This window comes from Streptomyces sp. NPDC017676, assembly GCF_044329325.1.
Classification (GTDB): Bacteria; Actinomycetota; Actinomycetes; order Streptomycetales; family Streptomycetaceae; genus Streptomyces.
On the sequence record NZ_JBIRJA010000005.1, the window covers coordinates 420,989 to 441,590 of the forward strand.

20 protein-coding genes are annotated in these 20,602 nt (G+C 72.8%); 5 read left to right on the forward strand and 15 right to left on the reverse strand.

Annotated features, from left to right (window positions below):
• Window positions 1-7 precede the first annotated feature (7 nt).
• Window positions 8-379, reverse strand: coding sequence for a GntR family transcriptional regulator (locus tag ACH4LD_RS14135; protein WP_014671788.1), 372 nt, complete (start codon window positions 377-379; stop codon window positions 8-10).
• A 71-nt stretch (window positions 380-450) separates the two neighbouring features.
• Between ACH4LD_RS14135 and ACH4LD_RS14140 the strand changes: the two genes are divergently transcribed.
• Both ACH4LD_RS14140 and ACH4LD_RS14145 read left to right on the forward strand, forming a co-directional pair.
• Window positions 451-1,380, forward strand: coding sequence for a GNAT family N-acetyltransferase (locus tag ACH4LD_RS14140; RefSeq protein ID WP_398055716.1), 930 nt, complete (start codon window positions 451-453; stop codon window positions 1,378-1,380).
• The gene (locus tag ACH4LD_RS14145; protein ID WP_398055715.1) at window positions 1,361-1,861 is read left to right on the forward strand and encodes a DUF402 domain-containing protein; all 501 of its coding nucleotides are present in this window, start codon (window positions 1,361-1,363) and stop codon (window positions 1,859-1,861) included. The genes ACH4LD_RS14140 and ACH4LD_RS14145 overlap by 20 nt, the downstream gene beginning before the upstream one ends.
• 22 nt (window positions 1,862-1,883) lie before the next feature.
• Here the strand turns inward: ACH4LD_RS14145 and ACH4LD_RS14150 are convergent, their stop codons facing one another.
• On the reverse strand, window positions 1,884-2,504 hold the full coding sequence (locus ACH4LD_RS14150; protein ID WP_398055714.1) for a class I SAM-dependent methyltransferase: 621 nt from the start codon (window positions 2,502-2,504) through the stop codon (window positions 1,884-1,886).
• A gap of 138 nt (window positions 2,505-2,642) precedes the next feature.
• Between ACH4LD_RS14150 and ACH4LD_RS14155 the strand changes: the two genes are divergently transcribed.
• Window positions 2,643-2,777 carry a hypothetical protein gene (locus ACH4LD_RS14155; protein WP_014671792.1) on the forward strand — a complete coding sequence of 45 codons (135 nt, stop codon included), beginning with the start codon at window positions 2,643-2,645 and terminating at the stop codon, window positions 2,775-2,777.
• An 11-nt stretch (window positions 2,778-2,788) separates the two neighbouring features.
• Here ACH4LD_RS14155 and ACH4LD_RS14160 read toward each other — a convergent pair whose 3' ends face one another.
• The 3 genes from ACH4LD_RS14160 to ACH4LD_RS14170 form a co-directional block, all read right to left on the reverse strand.
• The gene (locus ACH4LD_RS14160) at window positions 2,789-3,247 is read right to left on the reverse strand and encodes a GNAT family N-acetyltransferase (RefSeq protein ID WP_398055713.1); all 459 of its coding nucleotides are present in this window, start codon (window positions 3,245-3,247) and stop codon (window positions 2,789-2,791) included.
• A gap of 231 nt (window positions 3,248-3,478) precedes the next feature.
• Window positions 3,479-4,339, reverse strand: coding sequence for an alpha/beta fold hydrolase (locus ACH4LD_RS14165; RefSeq protein ID WP_132786374.1), 861 nt, complete (start codon window positions 4,337-4,339; stop codon window positions 3,479-3,481).
• A gap of 168 nt (window positions 4,340-4,507) precedes the next feature.
• Window positions 4,508-4,954 (reverse strand): MarR family winged helix-turn-helix transcriptional regulator, encoded by a 447-nt coding sequence (locus tag ACH4LD_RS14170; RefSeq protein WP_398055712.1) that lies wholly within the window; start codon window positions 4,952-4,954, stop codon window positions 4,508-4,510.
• Between the two features lie 102 nt (window positions 4,955-5,056).
• On the opposite strand from ACH4LD_RS14170, the gene ACH4LD_RS14175 reads away from it, so the two are divergent.
• Entirely contained in the window at window positions 5,057-5,431 is a 375-nt protein-coding gene (locus ACH4LD_RS14175) for a cupin domain-containing protein (RefSeq protein WP_398055711.1), read from the forward strand.
• Here ACH4LD_RS14175 and ACH4LD_RS14180 read toward each other — a convergent pair.
• From ACH4LD_RS14180 to ACH4LD_RS14220, 9 genes are all read right to left on the reverse strand, one after another.
• Window positions 5,409-6,407 (reverse strand): DNA polymerase thumb domain-containing protein, encoded by a 999-nt coding sequence (locus ACH4LD_RS14180; protein WP_398055710.1) that lies wholly within the window; start codon window positions 6,405-6,407, stop codon window positions 5,409-5,411. The two genes, ACH4LD_RS14175 and ACH4LD_RS14180, sit on opposite strands and share 23 nt — an antisense overlap.
• A complete protein-coding gene (locus tag ACH4LD_RS14185; protein WP_398055709.1) occupies window positions 6,404-9,925 on the reverse strand; it encodes a DNA polymerase III subunit alpha in 3,522 nt (1,173 codons plus the stop codon). The genes ACH4LD_RS14180 and ACH4LD_RS14185 overlap by 4 nt, the downstream gene beginning before the upstream one ends.
• Before the next feature lie 200 nt (window positions 9,926-10,125).
• Window positions 10,126-11,028, reverse strand: a complete 903-nt coding sequence (locus tag ACH4LD_RS14190; RefSeq protein ID WP_398055708.1) for a S1 family peptidase — start codon at window positions 11,026-11,028, stop codon at window positions 10,126-10,128.
• Between the two features lie 190 nt (window positions 11,029-11,218).
• A complete protein-coding gene (locus tag ACH4LD_RS14195; protein ID WP_398055707.1) occupies window positions 11,219-12,016 on the reverse strand; it encodes a DUF1684 domain-containing protein in 798 nt (265 codons plus the stop codon).
• A 24-nt stretch (window positions 12,017-12,040) separates the two neighbouring features.
• Window positions 12,041-13,420, reverse strand: coding sequence for an NtaA/DmoA family FMN-dependent monooxygenase (locus tag ACH4LD_RS14200; RefSeq protein WP_398055706.1), 1,380 nt, complete (start codon window positions 13,418-13,420; stop codon window positions 12,041-12,043).
• Entirely contained in the window at window positions 13,417-14,499 is a 1,083-nt protein-coding gene (locus tag ACH4LD_RS14205; protein WP_398055705.1) for an LLM class flavin-dependent oxidoreductase, read from the reverse strand. The genes ACH4LD_RS14200 and ACH4LD_RS14205 overlap by 4 nt, the downstream gene beginning before the upstream one ends.
• A 178-nt stretch (window positions 14,500-14,677) precedes the next feature.
• Window positions 14,678-15,439 carry an amino acid ABC transporter ATP-binding protein gene (locus tag ACH4LD_RS14210; protein WP_132786368.1) on the reverse strand — a complete coding sequence of 254 codons (762 nt, stop codon included), beginning with the start codon at window positions 15,437-15,439 and terminating at the stop codon, window positions 14,678-14,680.
• Window positions 15,436-17,196, reverse strand: coding sequence for an FAD/NAD(P)-binding protein (locus ACH4LD_RS14215; RefSeq protein ID WP_398055704.1), 1,761 nt, complete (start codon window positions 17,194-17,196; stop codon window positions 15,436-15,438). Before ACH4LD_RS14215 ends, ACH4LD_RS14210 begins: the two co-directional genes overlap by 4 nt.
• Complete coding sequence (locus ACH4LD_RS14220) at window positions 17,193-18,050, reverse strand: amino acid ABC transporter permease (RefSeq protein ID WP_132786366.1); 858 nt, start codon at window positions 18,048-18,050, stop codon at window positions 17,193-17,195. Before ACH4LD_RS14220 ends, ACH4LD_RS14215 begins: the two co-directional genes overlap by 4 nt.
• 486 nt (window positions 18,051-18,536) lie before the next feature.
• Between ACH4LD_RS14220 and ACH4LD_RS14225 the strand changes: the two genes are divergently transcribed.
• A complete protein-coding gene (locus ACH4LD_RS14225) occupies window positions 18,537-19,457 on the forward strand; it encodes an ABC transporter substrate-binding protein (protein WP_398055703.1) in 921 nt (306 codons plus the stop codon).
• A 19-nt stretch (window positions 19,458-19,476) separates the two neighbouring features.
• On the opposite strand, the gene ACH4LD_RS14230 is transcribed toward ACH4LD_RS14225, so the two are convergent.
• Window positions 19,477-20,544, reverse strand: a complete 1,068-nt coding sequence (locus tag ACH4LD_RS14230; protein WP_398055702.1) for a Tat pathway signal sequence domain protein — start codon at window positions 20,542-20,544, stop codon at window positions 19,477-19,479.
• Window positions 20,545-20,602: the final 58 nt, after the last annotated feature.

Sequence of the window (20,602 nt, forward strand, 5' to 3'; positions counted from 1 at the left end):
ACCCGCCTCAGCCCTCCCCGTAGGCCGCCCGCAGAGCATCGCGCACGGCGCCCAGCGCCTCGTCCTCGGCGAGCCCGAGCCGCCGCACCCGCTCGACGTACGCCTGCGCGGCCAGGGACGCCTCCCGCACCGCGGCCGAGCCGGCGGCGGCCACGAACGTGCCGTTGCGCCCCCGCGTCTCGATCACCCCGTCGCCCTCCAGCGCCCGGTACGCCTTCGCGACCGTGTTCACCGCGAGCCCCAGGGACTCGGCCAGTCCCCGCACGGTCGGCAGCCGGTACCCCACCGGGAGCGCGCCGGACCGCGCCTGCTCGGAGATCTGCGCCCGCACCTGCTCGTACGGGGGCGCGCTGTCATCGATGCGGATCTTCAGGCTCACACGGCCGATTGTCCCGCACCTGCCGGAAAATGAGAGGCACCCGGTCCTCCCGGCCCGTACGGTGCCTCCTCATGACAGTCCTCGTGCGTCCCCTGCGCCCCGACGTCCCCTCGGACGCCGAGGGATTCGCCCGTGTCCGCCGCCTCGCCCTGCCGTACATCCTGTTCACGCCGGACTCGGTCCGGCACACGGTGGCCCACACGCACCCGGACGCCCGCTTCCTGCCGCTCGTCGCGGAGGAGGACGGCGAGATCATCGGCACGGCACAGGTGCACCTGATCCCCGAGAGCCCCGACCCGGGCCAGGGCGCCCTCAACGTCTACGTCCGCCCGGACCGGACCCACCGCGGTGCCGGCCGGCTGCTGGTGCGGGCCGCCGAGGAGTACCTCGCGGAGGTGGGCGCGACCAAGCTGTTCGCCTGGGCCCTGGACGAGCCGGCCAACCAGGCCTTCGCCGAGCGGCGCGGCTACCGTCGGGGCCGTACCGCGCACTTCCTCCGCCTGGACCTGGCCGACGGCACGCTGCCACCGCTCCCGGAGCTCCCGCCCGGCGTCGAACTGCGCACGGCCGCCGACTTCGCGGACGACCCCCGGCCGCTGTTCGAGCTGGACGCGGAGACGGTGCGCGACGAACCGAGCGACGTGGACTACGAGTTCACCGACTACGACGCCTGGCTCGCGGAGAGCTGGAACCACCCGCTGCTGAACCGGGAGCTGACCACGGCCGCCTGTGCCGAGGGCCGTCCGGTCGCCTTCACCGTGGCCTACACCGACGGCGACGGCCGCTACTCCACGGCGATGACCGGCACCGCCCGCGCCCACCGGGGCCGTGGCCTGGCCAAGCTCGCCAAGATCCACTCTCTGCACCGGGCCCGCGCCGCCGGAGTCACCGAGGCCTTCACGGGCAACGACACCGGCAACGCTCCCATGATCGCGATCAACAAGTGGCTCGGGTACCAGGTCCGCGCGACGGAGGTGCGCTATGTCCGCGAACTCGGCTGAGCCGGCCCGGCTGGAGGTCGTCCTGGTCAAGGCGGGCCGCACGAAGATCCGTTACCCGGCGGAGCTGCTCGGGGACGACGGCAACCGGATCGCCGTACGCGCGCCCTGGGCGGGCTCGGGGGTCCGGGACTTCGGGTTCGTGCGGTTCGAGCCCGGTGACGTGTTCACCGAGTACTACTGGCGCGACCGGTGGTACTCGGTGAAGGAGGTCCGCGCGGCGGACGGCTCGGTCAAGGGCTGGTACTGCGACGTCACGCGTCCCGCGGTCAGCTCCGGCACGCAGCTGGTCGTGGAGGATCTCGACCTGGACCTGTGGCGCTCCGCCGACGGGCGGGACGTACGGCGCCTGGACGAGGACGAGTTCGCCGAGAGCGGCCTCACGGAGATGGATCCGCAGGCCGCGTCCGCCGCGGTGGCGGCCCTCGACGCGCTGGAGGCGCTGGCGGTCCGTCCCGACGGGTTCGCGCAGTTGCTGGCCTGACCGCCGCCCCGGCACCCCGGGGTCACACGGTGGCCACCACCGCGTACCGCTCGTCGTCCACGTCCTTGCCCCACAACAGGGAGTCGTCGGACAGTCGCTCCAGGCGCACGTCCCGGCTCAGCGGCTCCAGCAGGGCGGTGAGCCGGGCAGCCGGCACGCCGACCGGGCCGAGAGTCCCCCACACGCCCTCGACCAGCACGAACCGGCCTCCGGGGCGGAGCAGCTCCCGCCAGTGCCGCAGCACCCCGGCCGGGTCAGGCAGCGCCCACAGCACATGCCGTACGAGAACGACGTCGAAGTGCCGCTCCCCCACCGGCGGGGCCGCGGCGTCCCCGCACAGGATCGTGGCGGGGTGCCCGGCGAGCTTGGCCCGGGCCCGTTCGGCCATCGCCGGGGACCGGTCGACACCCGTCACCCGGTGCCCCTGCTCGACGGCGAGGAGTGACAGGCTGCCGGTGCCGCAGCCCAGATCGAGGACGTCCGCGGGGTGTCCGGGGAGCCAGGTCCGGAGCCGGTCCGCCCAGGCCGCGCGCACTTCGGGGTCGCGCAGGCCGTGGTCCGGCTCGTCGTCGAAGGAGGCGGCCTGTGCATCCCAGTCCGCTTCCGGGGCAGCCGCGACTGTGTGCGTGTTCTCGCTCGTCATTCCCGGAGAGTGACACACGCCACTGACAGTGCGGACGTGACAGCCGCCACTGACAGACCGGCACCGATGAGGAACTCTCGCCGAAAGCGTCTACCTCCGTGACAACACGGAACCCGGTGGGCACTGAAGGAGGCAGTCATGCGCCGTACGACCGTGCAGAAGCCCCTGAAGAGGACGGACAGCCGCCGGATCCGCGACGAGGCGGAGGAGCGCCCGGCGGGACGCCCCGAGGTGCGCAAGGACATCGCCCGCACCTGGTGGCCCGACGGCTGACACGGCGCGTCTCAGCGCAGCCGCTTGCGGTAGTGGATCCGGTCGTAAGGGCCGTCGACCCTGCGCGCCACGACCTCGTAGCCGTACCTGGGATAGATCTTCCGGTTCTCCCACATCATCGCGTTCGTGTAGAGCCTGATCTCTTCGAGTCCCTGTGCACGCGCGTGTGCGTCGACGAAGCGGAGCAGCCGCCGTCCGACGCCCGTGCCGCGGGCGTCGGGGTGGACGGCGATGCTGTCCAGGAAGAGGTGGTCGGCGAACGCCTCGACCACCACCAGCCCGACGACGGGTTCGCCGGTGACGAACACCTTGCCGGCGGCCACGTCCGCCATGTGGTCCGCCTCCATGGGCTGGGGCACCACACCGATGCGCGCGATGTAGGGGTGGTAGGCCGCGTCCGTCACCGCTCTCACGGCCGGTACGTCGCCGGCGACGGCGGGCCGGATCCGTTCCGTGTCGTTGTCGATCATGTCGGCACGCTATCCACCTGATCGCAGTCTGAGCGCGTCCTTAAGCGGACCATAAGAATCCTCTCCGCCCGCTCCGAGCAGGCGGTTCCGCGACTTGCCCGGGTTAGCTTCGGATCACCCCACGGGATCCGAGCCCGCACCACCCCGGCCCGTGCCGACGGCGGCGGTCACCGCCGGCGAGGGTTCCGGGGCCCGTCCGGCGGCTCAGGCCGGACGGGCCCCGGCGGCACGTCAGCTCAAGGCGGACGCGCAGGTGGTGGCGGTGGCGTGGGCCGGGTCGAGTGCGTTGGCCACCTCGTGGAAGGCGATCCGGTCGAACAGACCGATCGCGAGGTGCTCGGAGAGGTCGAGCGGGCACAGGTCCTGGAGCAGGACGTTGTGGACGTCGGAACCGCTCAGGTACTGGGTGCGCCAGGGGGTGACCACCTCGTCGTACCGGGTGGCGATGACCGTGTAGCGCACCCCGGGGACGGTGTCGCCGCCCGCGTTGAGCTTGGTGAGGAAGGCGGAGCCGGTGATCTGGTCGGCGAGGCCGGGGGTGGTGGCCTTGAGCAGGTCCTCGGCGCCGGGGAAGTACGGCAGCAGGTGGGTGAGGCCGTCCAGGTCGGTGCCGTGGTTGTCGGGGGCGATGCCGACGAGGGCGTTCACCTTGGCGGCTCCGCCGAGGAACTTCAGGTAGTAGCGGGGCATCATGCCGCCCTGGGAGTGACCGACCAGGTCGGCCTCGGCGGCTCCGGTGGCGGCGAGCACCTTGTCGACGAAGGCGGCCAGTTGTCCGGCCGACTTGTCGATGGGGCCGAGGCCGTGGAAGAGGGGGACGCCGGGCAGTTGGCCGTAGTCGAGGGAGTAGACGCAGTATCCGCGGGTCTGCAGATAGGGGGCGAGGCCGAGCCAGTTGTCGACCGAGTTGCCCAGGGTGCCGTGGACGAGGACGACGGGGCGGGGGTGGGCGGCGGAGGGCTTGCAGGTGTAGTCGTTCCAGCCGGAGCTGGGGGCGTCGGAGGCGCCGGCGGTGGCGGCCGGCACGACGGCGACGGCGGTGGCGAGGAGCAGCGCGGCGAGGGGTCTGAGCACTCGTTTCCAGGGCAGCATCGTGTGATCTCCTTGCGGCTCACGGGAGGTGCACGGCCTGACCCTGTGATCCGGATCACGGGATGCTGTTCACTCGTCAAGTTACGAGCGAGTAGTGCAAGTGTGAAGTTACGCGTCAGTAAAAACTTCCAGTGACAACCGGGGAGGTGCCGGGAGGCTGACGAGCCGTCACCAGGCCGGACGGATCGGGCCCCGGGGAGCGATCCGCGCCAAGTGGTCCCGCAGTACGCGCACTTCACTCTCACCCAGCAGCTCGGTCCATCCCCCGACCACCTCGGCCGCCGCCTGCTCCGCCGCCCGGGTGCAGGCCCACCCGCGCTCGGTCAGCACGACCAGCCGGGCTCGCGCGTCCCCGGGATGCGGCCTCCGCTCGGCGTACCCCTTGCGCACGATCTCGTCCACCAGCTGACTCGCCGCCTGCTTGGTCACTCCGAGGTGCGCTGCCAGGTCGGTGACGGTGGCGCCGCCCGGGGCGAGCCGCGCGAAGGCGAAGCCGTGGGCGGGCCGGACGTCCGTGAAGCCACGGGCCACCACCCCGTCGTTGATGCGTTGCGTGAGGTCACCCGCCACGGCGAGCAGGGCGGCGGACAGGGCCAGGGCGTCGGAGTTGTGCACCCAGGCATTGAACACCCTTGACGAGACGCTCAAGCTGCTTGACCATATAGTCAAGCAGCTTGACCATTTGCCTCGTAGCTCGTCCGGACGGAGAACATCGCCATGCCCGTCGTCCGCTCCTCGGAAGCCGTCACCCACGAGATCCACGGCGCCCGCTTCGTCTCGTACGCCACCCCGCTCTCCGGAAGCAAGGAACTGTGCGCCTGGCGCGGTGAGATCCCACCCGGGACGAAGGCGCCCGCGCACACCGTCAACCGGGAGGAGATCTTCCATCTGCTCGTCGGGGAACTGCTGATGACGCTCGACGGTCACACCGAGCGGATCGCGGCGGGCGACACGGTGATCGTCAACCCCGGTGCCACCCTGGCCGTCGAGAATCCCACCGGCCACACCCCGATCTCCTGGGTCACCACCTCGATCGGCCTGGAGGCGCACCTGGCCGACGGCACTCGTCTCACGCCGCCCTGGGCCAACTGAGCGCGCACGCCAGGGCCAGTGTCCCCGGCATCACCGCCCGTGGCCCGAACTTCGCCCGCGCGCGGTCCGCGACCTCCTCCACGCGGCGGACCTTCTCGTCCACGGGGTCGAAGGTGAGCTGGTGGGCGGCCTGGTCGGCGGCGGTCAGGCCCTCGGCGCGCAGGACGAGCGCGCGGACCCGGGCGCGTTGCAGGCCGAGCGCCTCGTACATGCCGTAGGCCGCCCTGGTCAGGTCCGCGGAGTGCGCGGTCGGCTCCCGCAGGGTGCGGCTGCGGGTGGTCGAGGAGCGGTCGGCGTAGCGCACGGTCAGGGTCAGGGTGCGGCAGACCTTCTCCACCGCGCGCAGCCGGGAGCCGATCTCCTCGGCGGCCGACAGCAGCGCCCGGCGATGCCGGTCGGGGTCCAGCTCGTCGATACCGAAGGCCCGTTCCGTCACCAGCGACCGCGAGACGGCGTTCGGGACGACCCGGCCTCGGTCGATGCCGCTCGCCTTCTCCCGCAGCTCCCGCCCCGCCTTGGCGCCGATCAGCCGCTGGAGCGTGGACAGCGGCGCGGCGGCGACCCGGCCCAGGGTGTCCAGGCCGTACTCGTCCAGGGTGCGGGCGGTCGCCGTGCCGACGCCGGGCAACGTGGCGACGGGCTTGTCGGCGAGGAACTCGGCGACCGCGTCCTCGGGCACCGCGCAGGTCGCACCGGGCCGGGCGTGACGCAGCGCCACGCGGGCCAGCATCGGGCCCGAACCGGCGCCGATCGCGCAGTCGACGCCGTACCGCGCGAGGGCCCGCACCCGGATCACCGAGGCCAGCTCCACCGCGCTGCGCCCGAAGTACCGCTCGGCGCCGCGCAGATCGGCCAGCGCCCCGTCCGGCGGCAGCGCCTCCACGACCGGGGTGAACTCCTCCAGCAACCCGAGCAGTTCCGGCAGGGCCGCCTCGTACGCCGGCGGCAGCTGGAAACGTACGCAGAGAATGGTCATCCCGCACTCCCCGGACTCTGGTGCCACAACTTCCGTATCGACGCCGGTCCTTGAGCGGCGTCCTGACCTGCGGGCCGCAGGTCGGCCCAGGGGTGCATCTCGTACCCCGTGGGCATGCGGATCGTCCGGCCCTCCATCGGGTCATGGGCCGCGGAGCCGGCCGGCGCGGGCAGCCCCTCGGAACCGGCGAGCCGGGCCCGGAGCGGACCGCCGTCGTCCCCGGCCGGGGAGCCGTCCGCGCCGGACGGTCCGGCCAGCCGGGCCGCGACCCCGTCGAGTCCCTCCTCCTGCCGCACCTCCACCAGTTCGGCGAGGTTCCAGGCGGCGGAGCCCACCACGCTCAGGCTGCGCGGGCCGCGCCGCTGCACCACTCCGCGCACCAGCAGCAGCCAGGAGTGGAAGACGGTGTGGGCGCAGGCGTCGTGCGAGTCGTCGAAGAAGGCCAGGTCCACCAGTCCCGTCCCGTCGTCCAGGGTGGAGAAGATGACCCGCTTGCCGGAGCGGATCGGCGGGGTCTGGGTGGCCGCCTTGGCGCCCGCGACCAGCACGGTCTCGCCGTGCCGGGCCTCGCGCAGCCGGCGCGCGGAGACCACGCCCAGCTCCGTCAGGAACTCCCGGTGGTCGTCCATCAGATTGCGCGAGGCGTCCATGGACAGCACGCCCAGCTCGGCGCTGAGCCGCTCCGCCGAGGTCAGGTCGGGCAGTCCGGCCGGCGCGGTCTTCCGGCCGCCGGCCAGCGGGAGCTGGCCACCGCCACCGCCCCGGGCGCCACGGTGCAGCTCGGTCAGGTGCAGTTGCAGATCACGCCGGTTGGCGCCGAAGGCGTCCAGCGCGCCCACCTGCGCGAGCCGCCCGGCGAGCGGCCGGCTGGGCCGGGCCCGCTCCCAGAAGTCCACCAGCGAGGAGTACGGCTGCCCCTCCGCGATCCGCCGCGCCTCGGCCTCGCTGATGCCGTGGACGTCACAGAGCGCGAGCCGCAGCCCCCACACCGCCGGTGATTCAGACACCAGTTCGATCCTGTGTGCGACCCCGGAGACGTTCACGTCCAGCGGCAGGATCGGCACCCCGCGCCGCCGCGCGTCGGCCAGCAGCAGCCGCTTCGGGTACATCCCGGGGTCGTGCGTGAGCAGCCCGGCGTAGAAGGCGGCGGGGTGATGGGTCTTCAGCCACGCCGACTGGTAGGTGGGTACGGCGAAGGCGACGGCGTGCGCCTTGCAGAAGCCGTAGGACCCGAAGGCCTCCACGATCTCCCAGGTCCGCCGGATCGTCTCCGCGTCGTACCCCTTGGCCGCCGCCTGCTGGGCGAACCACACCCTGATCCGCCCCTGCGACTCCGGGTCGGACAGCCCGCGCCGCACCCGGTCGGCCTCGCCGCGCCCGCAGCCGGTCATGATGGAGACGATGTCGATGATCTGCTCGTGGAAGACGACGACCCCGTACGTCCCCTTCAGCGGCTCCTCCAGGTCCGGGTGCGGGTAGCGCACCGGCGCCCGCCCGTGCCGCGCCTCGATGAACGGCCGCACCATGTCGGCGGCGACCGGCCCGGGCCGGAACAGCGAGATGTCGACGACCAGGTCGTGGAAGCCGGCGGGCTGGAGCCGCCCCACCAGGTCCCGCTGCCCGGGCGACTCGATCTGGAAGCACCCCAGGGTCTCGGCGGACCGGATCAGCCGGTAGGTCTCCGGGTCCCCCGGGGGCACCGCGTCCAGGTCGATCCGCTCCCCGCTCACCCGCTCCACCTCGGCGACCGCGTGTGCCATCGCCGACTGCATCCGCACGCCCAGCACGTCCAGCTTGAGCAGCCCGAGGTCCTCCACGTCCTCCTTGTCGAACTGCGACATGGGCAGGCCCTCACCGCTGGTCGGCACCACGGGCGTACGGGCGAGCAGGGAGGCGTCCGACAGCAGCACCCCGCACGGGTGCATGGCGATCCCGCGCGGCAGCGCGTCGAGCGCCTCGACCAGCTCCCACAACCTGCCGTACTTCTCCCCTCCCCGCTGAAGCTCCCCCGCCAGCCGCTTCAGCTCGGGCAGCTCCTCCAGCGCCGCGCGGGCGTCGCGCGCCCGGATGTGCGGGAAGGACTTGGCGATCCGGTCGATCTCGGCCGGGTCCATGGACAGCGCGGCGCCCACGTCCCGGATCGCGTGCCGGACCCGGTAGGTCTCCGGCATGGAGACGGTGGCGACCCGCTCGGTGCCGAACCGGCCGATGATCGCCCGGTAGACCTCCAGCCGGCGCGCGGACTCCACGTCGATGTCGATGTCCGGCAGCACCACCCGCTCCTTGGACAGGAAGCGTTCCATCAGCAGCCCGTGCTCGACCGGGTCGGCGTGCGCGATGCCGAGCAGATGGTTGACGAGCGACCCGGCCCCGGAGCCGCGGGCGGCCACCCGGATCCCCATCTCCCGGACGTCGTCGACCACCTGGGCCACCGTCAGGAAGTAGGAGGCGAAGCCGTGGTGGGCGATGATGTCCAGCTCCCGGTGCATCCGCTCCCAGTACGCGCGCCGGCCGCCGTACCCGAGCCGCAGCATCCCCTCCGCCGCCCGGGAGGCGAGCGCCCGCTGCGCGGTGCGCCGGCCGGCACCGACGAGGTGCGCCTCGGGGAAGTGGACGGTGCCGATGCCGAGGTCGCGCTCGGGGTCGACGCGGCACTCGGCGGCCGTCGCCAGGGTCTGCTCCAGCAGCCGGTGGGCGGTGTCCCGCCGGAACCCGGCGGCCTCCACGACCCGCTCGGCGACGCCCAGCATGGTCTGCGTGTCCTTCAGCCACGCCTCGCCGGAGTCCAGCTCCCCCCGGGGGTCGATCGGCACCAGCCGGCGCGCGGCGTCCAGCACGTCGGCGACCGGCCCCGCCCCGGGATCGGCATAGCGGACCGCGTTGCTGAGCACCGGCCGCACCCCCTGCTCGGCGGCGAACCCGACGGTGCGGGCCGCCAGCCGCAGGGAACCGTCCCCCGTGCCGGTCCGGCCGTGCCAGACGGCCTCCAGCCGCAGCGCGTCGCCGTGGATCTCGCGCCACGGCACGAGCAGCTCGGCCGCCCGGTCGGGCCGCCCGGCGGCGAGCGCGCGCCCCACGTCCGACCCCGGCCCGAGCAGCACCACCAGACCGTCGCCGGGCTGGCCGGCCCAGGGCAGCAGCGGAGTGCCCTCACCCGCGTGCGCCGCGGTGACGAGCCGGCACAGACCGGCCCACCCACGGGCGCCGTCCCGGGCGAGGAAGGTCACGCGGGGGGCCGACTCGTCCACGAAGGCGCCTCCGCGCACCGGCGTACGCCGCCGGTCACGCCGTACGGACTCCGCCGTCGCCACCGCCAGGTCCACCCCGAACAGCGGACGGACCCCCACGCCGGCGCAGGCCTTGGCGAAGCGCACCGCCCCGGCGAGGGTGTCGCGATCGGTCAGGGCGAGGGCGTCCATCCCCCGCTCGGAGGCACGCTCGGCCAGCCGCTCCGGGTGGGACGCCCCGTACCGCAGGGAGAACCCGGAGACGGTGCGCAGATGCGCGAAGCCCGGCACGCACACCTCCCGCACTCGTGAGCCCCGAACGGCTCTCGAACATCAGTTCCCAGTTTCCCCACCCCCACCATACCCCCATTCCCGAACATGTGTACGACATCCGTTCGAGCGGCCCTCACCTGCGCAAACGCACCAGGAAGCCCCCGTACGCGTGCGCGCGCGGGGGCTTCCCGGTGTCGTCCGTCAGTGGAGGTGAGCCGTCAGTAGACGTGCACCCCGTAGGCGCTCAGCGCCTCGGTGACCGGCTGGAAGAACGTCGTGCCGCCGGAGGTGCAGTCACCGCTGCCGCCCGAGGTCAGACCGTAGGCCGTGGTGCCGCCGTACAGCGGGCCGCCGGAGTCGCCGGGCTCGGCGCAGACGGTGGTCTGGATCAGGCCGGAGACGATGTCGCCGCCGCCGTAGTTGACCGTGGCGTTGAGCGCGGTGACCCGGCCGCTGTGCGTACCGGTCGTGGACCCGCGGCGGTAGACGGTCGTGCCCACGGAGGGCGTGGCCGCGCTGGTGATGTCCTGGCTGCCCACGGCGCCGGACTTGGTCACCGAGCTGTTGGTGTACCGCACGATGCCGTAGTCGTTGCCGGGGAAGCTGGAGCCGGCCGTGGTGCCGAGCGTGGTGCTGTGGGAGGAGTTCGACCACCAGGTGCCCGCGCCGTCGGTGCAGTGCCCGGCGGTCAGGAAGTAGTAGTTGCCGCTGGAGTCCTGGACGTTGAAGCCCAGCGAGCAGCGCCAGCTGCTCGCGTAGATGGCGTCGCCGCCGGAGATCAGCTTGTTGAACTTGCCCGGCGTGTGCTTGACGACCAGGGCGTCGGCGTTGGCGCCGGCCTGCTTCTTGATCTTGGCGATCTCGGCCTGGGACACCGTGCTGTCGACGGTGACCATGACGCGGCCGGACTTGCTGTCCACCGCCCAGGCGGTGCCGGGGACGTCGGCCTGGCGGACGGAGTCGCTCGCCTTGGTGAGCTGGGTGGCGCTGAACGTGTGGACGTCGCTGGCGTTCGCGGTGGGGGCGGCGAACGCGGCCGCGGCCAGGAAGCCGGTGGCCACGGCGGTCAGCCGGACCCGTCTCGCCGTACCGCCACGGGGAGTGGTGCGCTTGATCCTCACTTGTCGTTCCCTCCAAGGGAAGTCGGGGGCCCGCGTGGGGTCGGGGCCCGTGAGGCGCAGCCAGGGTCGACCGGATTCGAATATGCATGCCCCTGACAAGCGCTGAGGGGGAGTATTCGGCCGAACGGCCGGTCGGCACAAGGGTGCCTTTCGGCCGTCGGACCCGTCCCACACGTCCGGCCGAGGCCGGCTACGCCGACCGCGGCCCGCTCAGGTGGCGCTCCCCCGCCCCGATCGCCACGTCCAGCGTGTTGCCGGGGGGCGGGAAGGGGCAGATGAAGTGGTCGGCGAAGGCGCACGGCGGGAGCTGCGCGCGGTTGAAGTCGACGGTCGTGCGCCCCTCGGCGTCCGGGGCCGGCGAGAAGAGGAAGCGGAACCGGAAGCTCGTGTCGCCGCTGGTGGCGTCGGCGAACACCGCCCACAGCAGCCCGTCCCCCTGCCGCGCGACCTTCAGCGTCCGCTCCTGTCCGGCCAGGGTGAAGGTGAGCTCCCCGGCGAGGTCGAAGCCGCGCTCGCGACCGTCCGCGTTGCCGAGCCGGACGGTCCGCGTGCCCTCGTACGGCGTGAACCGCCCCGGCACCGACCAGCGGGGGTCGTAGGGCCCGGCCTCGATGCCCCGGAAGGCCTGCCGGGCGGCGGAGCCGGGGTCGTACACCCGCACTCCCCAGACGCCCTCGCGCACCAGCACGACCAGCCGCTTCCCGCCGAGCGCGACCCGCGCCCGCGCCTCCGGACCGCGGTCGGCGGCCAGCCTGACCTCACCCGCGAAGGGCCGGCCGTCCACGGTCAGGCCGTCGGTCCCGGCGGCGGTGAGCACCACCCCGCCCTCGTCCGCCACCCAGTTCCCGGGAATGTCCGGAATTCGACCATCCGGATAGTCCTCGATCCAGTGCGTCGCGGTCAGCGCGAGCGGCCCGTAGGGCGCCGAGACCTGCTCCACGCGCCGCTCGTGCCACTGCTTCCAGGCGTCGGACGCGTCCGTCGTCATGCCGTCGGTTCCTTTCGTCGATGATCAGCGTTCCCCTGCCGGAGGTACCGGCGAGGACAGCCCGAGATGGGAGCGGAGTGTGCCGCCCCGGTATTCCGTGCGGAACGCGCCGCGCTCCTGGAGCAGCGGCACCACCCGGTCCACGAACTCCTCCAGTCCGTCGGCCGGGACCTGCGGGACCAGGACGAACCCGTCGGCGGCCCCCTCCCGGACGTACCGGTGCAGGTCGTCGGCGACCGCCTCGGGCGTGCCGACGAAGGACTGCCGGCCGCTCGCCTCGATCACCGTCTCCCTCAGGGACAGCCCCTTCTCCCCGGCCAGCGCCCGCCACTTCTCGGCGAGCGCGCGCGTGCGGCCGTCCCGGATGCGGGGGGCGGTCTCCGGGAACGGTCCGTCGGGGTCGTACCCGGACAGGTCCGTCCCCCAGATCCGCTCCAGCGCGTACAGCGCGTACCGCGGGGTGATGCGCTGCCGCCGGATCCCGGCGGCGCGTTCCTGCGCCTCCGCCGCGGTGTCCCCGAGGACGACGGTGATCCCGCACATGACCTTCAGGTCACCCGCGGTACGGCCGTGTCCCGCGAGGCGTCCCTTGAGGCCGGCGTAGCGGGAGCGGGCCGCCTCCAGCGGGCCGTGCCGGACGAGCAGTACGTCGGCCGAGGCGGCGGCGAGCTCCCGGGCCCGCTCGGACTCCCCCGCCTGGATCACCACCGGCCGCCCCTGGGGCGAGCGGGGCAGCCCGAACTCGCCGGCGATGTCGAAGTGCCGGCCGCGGTGGACGAACGGCCGGGGCACCCCCTCGGGACTCCAGGAGTCCCACAACCGGCGCGCCGCGCGGAGGAGTTCGGCGGCCCGGGCGTACGGATCGGGCGAGCCGCCGGAGCGGACGTCCGCCGCCGCGCGGGGGTCCGCGGGGACCGCCACCCGCCAGCCCGCCCGGCCGGCGCTGAGGTGGTCCAGGGTGGCCAGCCTGCGGGCAAGGTCGTACGGCTCACCGAAGACGGCGTTCACGGTGGCGGCGAGCCCGAGCCGCGCGGTGACCCCGGCGAGCGCGTTCAGCACGGCGACCGGTTCCGGGCCGCCCACCGCGTCCAGTTCGTGCAGCCGTCCACGGTGCTCCGGCAGCGGCGGCTCCTCGTCGAGCAGGAGGAAGTCGAACAGGCCGCGCTCGGCGGCGCGGGCGAGCCGCTCGAAGGAGGCGAACGCGAGCCGCGATCCGACGGGCGCGCCGGCCCATACTTCGGTACCGGGTCCTACGACCGGCCCGGTCCCGTCGGCGTCGTCGGCCCCCGGGTGCACGGCCTCCGGATGCCGGACCTCCGTGTGCACGGCCTCCGAATGCCGGACCTCCGCGTGCACGGCTCCCGGGGGCGCGACCGCCAGATGCAGCCGCCGGCGCACGGTCATGACGCTCCCCCGGTCGCGGCCGTCGCCCCGGGCACGGCGTACTGGTTGGCGGGCCGGGTCAGGCCCAGGTGCTCGCGCAGGGTGCTGCCCGGATAGAAGGTGCGGAACTGTCCGCGGTGCTGGAGCAGCGCCACCGTGCCGTTGACCAGCCGCTCCAGATCGCGGCGCGGCTCGACGGGGACGAGGTGGAAGCCGTCGGTGACCCCGTCGGCGTGCCAGGCGGCGACCAGCTCCGCGAGGTCGACCGGGCCGCCCCGGTACAGCGGGCCCCGCCCGGTGGGCCGCGGGCCGCCGCCCCCGTGTCCCGGCTCGGCCGCGTGCTCGCCGTCGCCGAGGTCCACCAGCAGGCTCACCAGGACCCGCAGCGCGTCCGGCTTCCGCCCGGCCGCCCGTGCCCGCTCCCGCAGTTCGTCCCGGACTCCGGCGGCCTGTGCGGGGGCGGCGACGCGCACCAGGGCCACGTCCGCGTACCGGGCGGCGACCGCGCGGGCGGGGCCGTCGGTGGCGTCGACCACGCGGACGGGGTGGCCCTGCGGCGGCCGGGGCACGGTCGACGGGCCCCGGACCGAGAACGCGGTGCCGGTGAAGTCGACGCGGTGCAGCCGGTCCCGGTCGAGGAAGCGGCCGCCGGCCACGTCCCGGATCTCGGCGCCGTCCTCCCAGCTGTCCCACAACCTGGCGGCCACGTCGGCGACTTCACCGGCCTCCTGCCAGAGCGCCTCGGCCGGTGCGGTGTGCCGGCGGCCGAACAGCCGGGCCTCGCCCTCGGTGGTGGACACGTCGATCCGCCAGCCGGCCCGTCCCCGGCTGACCCAGTCCAGGGTGGCCACGGCGGCCTGCACCTGGAAGGGCTCGGTGTGCGTGGTGGTGACCGTCGGCACGAGCCCGATCCGCCGGGTCGCGGGCGCCACCCGGCACAGGACGCCGAGCGCGTCGGGCCCCGGCCGCGCGAAGGAGTCGTCCAGCGTCACGAAGTCCAGCCCCCCGCGCTCGGCGAGCCGGCCCAGCTCGACGTAGGCCCCGGCGTCGGGAATCCCGGGCAGATCGAGAGCGGCGGCGAGATGCAGCAGACTGCTCATACCGGACACCTCCGCGCCCCCGGGCACCACCGCGCTCTTCGCCTCCGCCGCGCCCCTCGTCGCCGCCAGGACTCCGAGCGCAACCGCACGGTGTGTTGCCGCCGCGACGGCGCGCCACCACGACGAAGCGCGCCGGCGGTGCCGAACCCACCGCGTCCCACGGCCACGGCCCCCACCCTCACAGCACCTTCGCCAGGAACGCCCGGGTCCGCTCCTCCCGCGGAGCGCCCAGCACCTCGTCCGGCGCCCCCCGCTCCACGATCCGCCCGTCGGCCATGAACACCACCGTGTCGGCGACCTCCCGGGCGAACGCGATCTCGTGCGTGACGACGATCATCGTCGTCCCCTGCGCCGCCAGGTCCCGGATGACGTCGAGCACCTCCCCCACCAACTCGGGATCGAGCGCCGACGTCGGCTCGTCGAACAGCAACAGCTTCGGCTCCAGCGCGAGCGCCCGCGCGATGGCCACCCGCTGCTGCTGTCCGCCGGACAGCTGCCGCGGATAGGCGTCGGCCTTGTCCCCGAGCCCGACCCGTTCCAGCAGCCGGTGCGCGCTCTCCACCGCCGCCTTCCGGGGCCGCTTCAGCGCGGACACCGGCGCCTCGACGACGTTGTCCAGGACGGTGAGGTGCGGGAAGAGGTTGAAGTTCTGGAAGACGAACCCGATCCGGGTCCTCTGGCGGAGCACCTCGCGCTCGGGCAGCTCGTACAGCCTGTCCCCGGCCCGCCGGTACCCCAGCAGCGCGCCGTCCACGCTGATCTCGCCCCGGTCCACCTTCTCCAGGTGGTTGATGGTGCGCAGCAGCGTGGACTTGCCGGAGCCGGAGGGGCCGAGCACGACGGTGACCTCACCGGTGCGCACCTGGAGGTCGATGCCCCGGAGCACGTCGAGCGAGCCGAAGCTCTTGTGCACCGACCTGATGTCGACCATGACACTCATCGCGCGAGTTCCTTTACGAGTGAGCCGCTGAGGAAGGCCAGCACCGCCCGGGCGGTCGCGTCGTTCTGCCGGAACGCGGGCCCGCCGGTGCGGGGGCGGGTGAAGGCGCCGGGGGCGCGGGTGTCGGTGTACGGACCGAGCGCGAAGCGCCGGGGGTGCGGGCGTCCTGCGCGGTCGAGGACGCGGCCGTCGCCGGGGTCGACCCGGAGCAGCCCGTCGGGGGTCTCGGCGGCGCCGTCGGCGTGCAGTCCGCGCAGCAGGCTGTCGCGGGCGCGCCGGACGGTGGGCGCGGGCAGCCGCGCCTCCACCAGCGCCCGGGCCTCGACGGAGAAGCCCGGCACCGTGGGGCTGGTGGCCCGGAACACCCCGCCCTCGGCGGTGACGGCCATGTCGGCCCCGACGAACCGGAGCAGTCCGGCCCGGGACAGCGCGAGCATCTGCCGCAGCCGGGGCCCGGGCGGCCCGGACGCCAGGTAGCTGAAGAACCCGTGCCACCAGGACCCGATGTCCCCGAGCCGCACCAGCTGCCCGTAGACGGAGAGCAGCCCGAGGAACACCCCGAGGTCCGGGCTGTGGGCGGGATCGTGGCGGCGCCGCAGGTCGTCCTCGATGTAGTCCCTGAGCCCGTCCTGGAAGTCGTCGTGCGAGGCGTACCGAACGCCCTCCAGGGGATGGTCGAGCGCGGTGAGGTCGAGCCGGTCGGCCGGGTCCGGTACGGCGGCGGCGACCAGCGCCCGGGTCTCGGCGGGGTCGCCGGCCGCCGCGTACTTCTCCTCGAAGTCGGCCCAGGCCATCGCCGTACGCCCGGGGTGGGCGGTGAACAGCCGGTGGTAGTGGGCGAAGCCCAGCTCTTTCTCGACCAGGGGCCACACATCGCGCCGGAAGTCGAGGCCGCCGGGCCGGGCCAGCAGTTCCGCGACCTCGGCCGGGCCGAGGAAACGGGGCAGCGGGGGCCGGTCGCCGGTCCAGTCGTAGCCGATCTTCGAGTGGTACGGCACCCCGCGCCGCGAGCCGACGTAGAGCACCGGCTCCCGCCCCGAGGGACGGTACGTCTCCCCCTCGTACCGTCCGCCGCGCCCCTCGGTGAGCAGCACCATCAGGTCGACGAAGGCCAGCCCGAAGCCGCGGACGAGGACGGGTTCGCCGGGCGCCAGTGCGGACAGGTCGCTGTCGGCGGTGAAGTCGGGCGGCAGGTGCACCAGGCCGTGCTCGCGGGCGTAGGCGGCCAACTCGGCCTGTTCGGCGTCGAGTTCGCTGTCCAGATGACCTATCGCCAGGATCACCAGGTCGGCCGGGAGCGGGTGCGGACGGCCCTCCAGCCACACCCGCTGGCGGCCCTCGCGGGGCCCGTCGACCCGGAGGGCGCGGTGGGGGTGGTGGTGGACGGTGACGTTCGGGGGCAGGTCGGCGACGGCCCGTTCGTACACCCAGCGCAGATAGCGGCCCTGGAGCTGCCGGTCGGGGAAGGTACGGCCGTCCAGCCGGGCCCACTCGTGCAGGGTGGGGCCCTCGCGCACCGGGCCGGCCATGGCCACCGTGTCGTCGGTGAACATGGTGACGTCCTCGGCCTGCGAGTTCATCCACAGCAGCGGCGACTGCGCCTGCCGCCATATGCGCCCGCCACCGGGCGGGTGGGGGTCGACCAGGTGGATGTCGAGGCCCGGACCGGCGTACAGCTCGGACGCGTTGGCGGCGAGGCGTTCGAGGAGGCCGGTCCCCCGCGGCCCGGCTCCGACGACGACCAGTTGCTGCCTCATCGGGCGTTCTCCGTACCGCGCGCGTAGTGCTTCTCGACGAACGTCTGAGCGATGCCCAGCAGGGTGGTGACGACGGCGTACCAGAGGGTGGCGACCATCAGCAGCGGGATCACCTGATAGGTGCGGTGGTAGATCAACTGGGCGGAGAACAGCAGGTCGTTGACGGCGATGACGCTGACGATCGAGGTGCCCTTGAGGGTGCCGATCAGCATGTTGCCGGCGGGCGGCACGATGGCACGCATCGCCTGCGGCAGCACGATCCGCCGCCAGCGCCGCCACCGGCTCAGACCGAGCGCCTGGGCGGCCTCGATCTGCCCGCGGTCGACGGAGAGGATGCCGCCGCGGACGACCTCGGCGGCGTAGGCGGCCTCGTGCAGGGTGAGGCCGATGATGGCGACGGCGACCGGGCTGAGCAGGTCGACGGTCCTCACCCCGAACACCCTCGGGTACAGCGCCCCGATGTTGAACCACAGCAGCAGCTGCACCAGGATCGGGATGGACCGGAACAGCCACACGTATCCCCAGCTGACCGCCCGCAGCACGGGGTTGGCGGAGAGCCGGAACGCGGCGAGCAGGGTGCCGAGGGCGAAGCCGAGGACCATCACGACCGCGGTCAGCCACAGCGTCAGCCACAGCCCGCGCAGGACGGAGTCCGAGGTGAAGTAGTCGCCGACCACGTCCCACTGGAACGCCTTGTTGCGCAGGACGGAGTTGACGGCGAACCCGAGCAGCGCGAGGACGACGACGGCCGCCGCCCACTGGCCGTACCGGCGCTGCGGGACGATCCGCGGGGCGTCCGCGGGCTCGGGCGTGTCCGGGACGGTGGGGATCTTGGCGAGGGTGTCCGATGACATGAAGGCTCCGTGACGCGCGTCGCCGTGGACGCGCTGAGTCGTCAGAACGGGTGGTGCCTTCACACGGGAGCGCGCCGCGCGGCGCGGACACGGCCGAGCCCCTCAGCAGGGCCGTACCCCGAGAGTACGGGGCCGTTTCCGTCCACTGTCAAGGTTGTCCATACTGTGAGCAGTACATCTCAAGTCGGTTGACGCGGAACCGGATGCCTGTTCCACTTGGCCCATGCATCCACAGCAGTGGCTGGTCACCCGCTCCCACATCGACTTCGGTCGCGTGTGGTCCTCGTCCTGTTGAGCTGACCCCCTGCTCCCGCCTGCCCTCCGGGCGGGCCTGCTCGCGTTCTCCCGCCGGTTCCCGGCCTGCTCTCCGCCTTCACACGCGCACCCCTCCCCTCGCGCTTCCGCACACCCTTTCCCTCGCGCTTCCGCACACCTTCCGCCTCAGGAGACCGCTACCCGATGCGCACGCCCGCTTATCGCCATTTCATGCCCTTTGTCGCCATCACCTCGGCCGCGCTGCTCCTCACCGCCTGCGGCTCCGGCTCCGACGGCTCGGGCGGCTCGGACGCCTCCGGGGTGGCGGCCAAGGCCGGCGAGGTGCCCACCACGGACGTCGTCTCCGCCCTGCGCAAGGACGACGCCGCGGCGAAGCTGCTGCCCGCCGGCACCACGAGCCTCACCGTCGCGGTCAGCGTCGGCGGCACCCCGCCCGGCACCACCTACCTCGCCGACGGCAGGACCCTGACCGGCCAGGACGTCGACTTCACCAAGGCGGCCGCCCGGGTGCTCGGCATCAAGCTGAAGATCGAGCAGGCGAGCTTCGAGGCGATCCTGCCCGCCCTGGACAGCGGCAAGTACGACTTCGGCGCGAGCAACTTCGGCGTCACGGACGAGCGCCGCAGGACCATCGACTTCGTCACCTACGTCAACGACGGCCAGGGCTTCGCCACCCGCGAGGACAGCAAGCTCTCGAAGATCACCGACCTGAAGCAGCTGTGCGGTCTGAACGTCGCCACCGGCGCCGGCACGACGTTCGAGGCCACGCTGGAGGCCGGCAAGCACGTGTGCGCCGACGCGGGCAAGAAGCCGTACCAGGTGCAGACGTACGCCGAGCAGAGCGCGATCTGGTCCTCGCTCCAGCAGGGCCGCAGCGACGTCGTGATGTCCACGATCAACGGCCTGCGGTACGCCGTGGCGCACCAGCAGGGCCTGAAGTTCCTCAACGAGTACCACCGCCTGGACGTCGGTTTCGCCTTCAAGAAGGGCACGAAACTGGCGCCGGCGTTCCAGGCGGCGGTGAACAGGCTGCTGGCCGACGGCACCTACGACAGGATCCTGAAGAAGTGGGGCACCACGGGTTCAGCCATCGAGAAGTCGCGGATCAGCCCGCCGGAACTGAAGAACTGAAGCCTCCCGCTCCCAGGCGTCAGACGAGCAGGTCCTTGTAGTAGAAGCTGGCCTTCTTGTCGGTCTGGGTGAGGGACTCCTCGGAACCGAAGCCGAGGTGCAGGCGGGCGACGGCCGGGGTGCTCATGTCGGGGATCTGGATGGCCAGCCCCTCCGGCTCCCGGTAGAACAGGCTCTCGCCCGCCTTGCTGAGCCGGCGCTCGAAGACGGTCCCGGTGTTCCAGTCGATGGACGTGACATAGGTGTTGCTGGTGCTGGTCCGGTTGCCGTCGGCGTCGTAGGTGTAGGCGGTGCCGTCCATGGTGTACAGGTACTGGCCCATGCTGGTGTAGCCCTGGAAGGTGGGGCCGGTGAGCACAGCGGGCTGGGTGATGGTGGCCAGCGGGGTGAACGTGCCGGCCTTGAACGTGGCCAGGTCGTACAGGCCGTACTTCCAGGTGCCGCTGACGCGGTGACGGTGGACGATCCGGTTGGTGACCGGGTCGATGGCGACGGTGTTGTGGTCCGAGCCCGGAACCGGGGTGAACCGGGTGACCTGCGCGGAGTTGGGCTGGACGACGGTGCCGTTGGCGAACTTGAACCGGGCGATCCGGGTGCCGTAGCCGTTGTTCTCGCTGTCGGGCACGGAGTCGCACTCGGTCCACAGGTACGCGCTGTTCCCCGAGGGCTCGACACCGATCGACACCCCGTGCCCGAAGCCCTTCAGGTACATCCGGCCGATGATGTACCCCTGCCAGTCGAGACGGGTGATGCACAGATCGCCGTTCTTCGACCGGTCGGCGCCGCTGTAGGCCTGTGTCTCCCCGGGCAGGATGCGGCCGCCCTGCACCAACTGGGCCGTGTACAGGTGCTTGTTGGTGTTGTCGAAAGCGAACGACTGGAGGATCCGGGTCTCGTTGAGCGGGATCTCCCGGAACCATTCGTCGGACCCGTCGGTGAGATCGAAGCGCTTGGACGTGGTGACGGCCGCGGACGCGGTGCCGGCCTGGTCGAGGACGGCGGACCCGACGACGGCCGCCGCCGTCAACCCGCCGACACGCAGCAGTATCTGGCGCCGGCTCGGACCTCCGGACGTCTCGCGCTTCATGTGATCTCCGGGACGTTTCGTCGGCCCGGGACCGGGCCTTGATGTGTGCACGATGTGT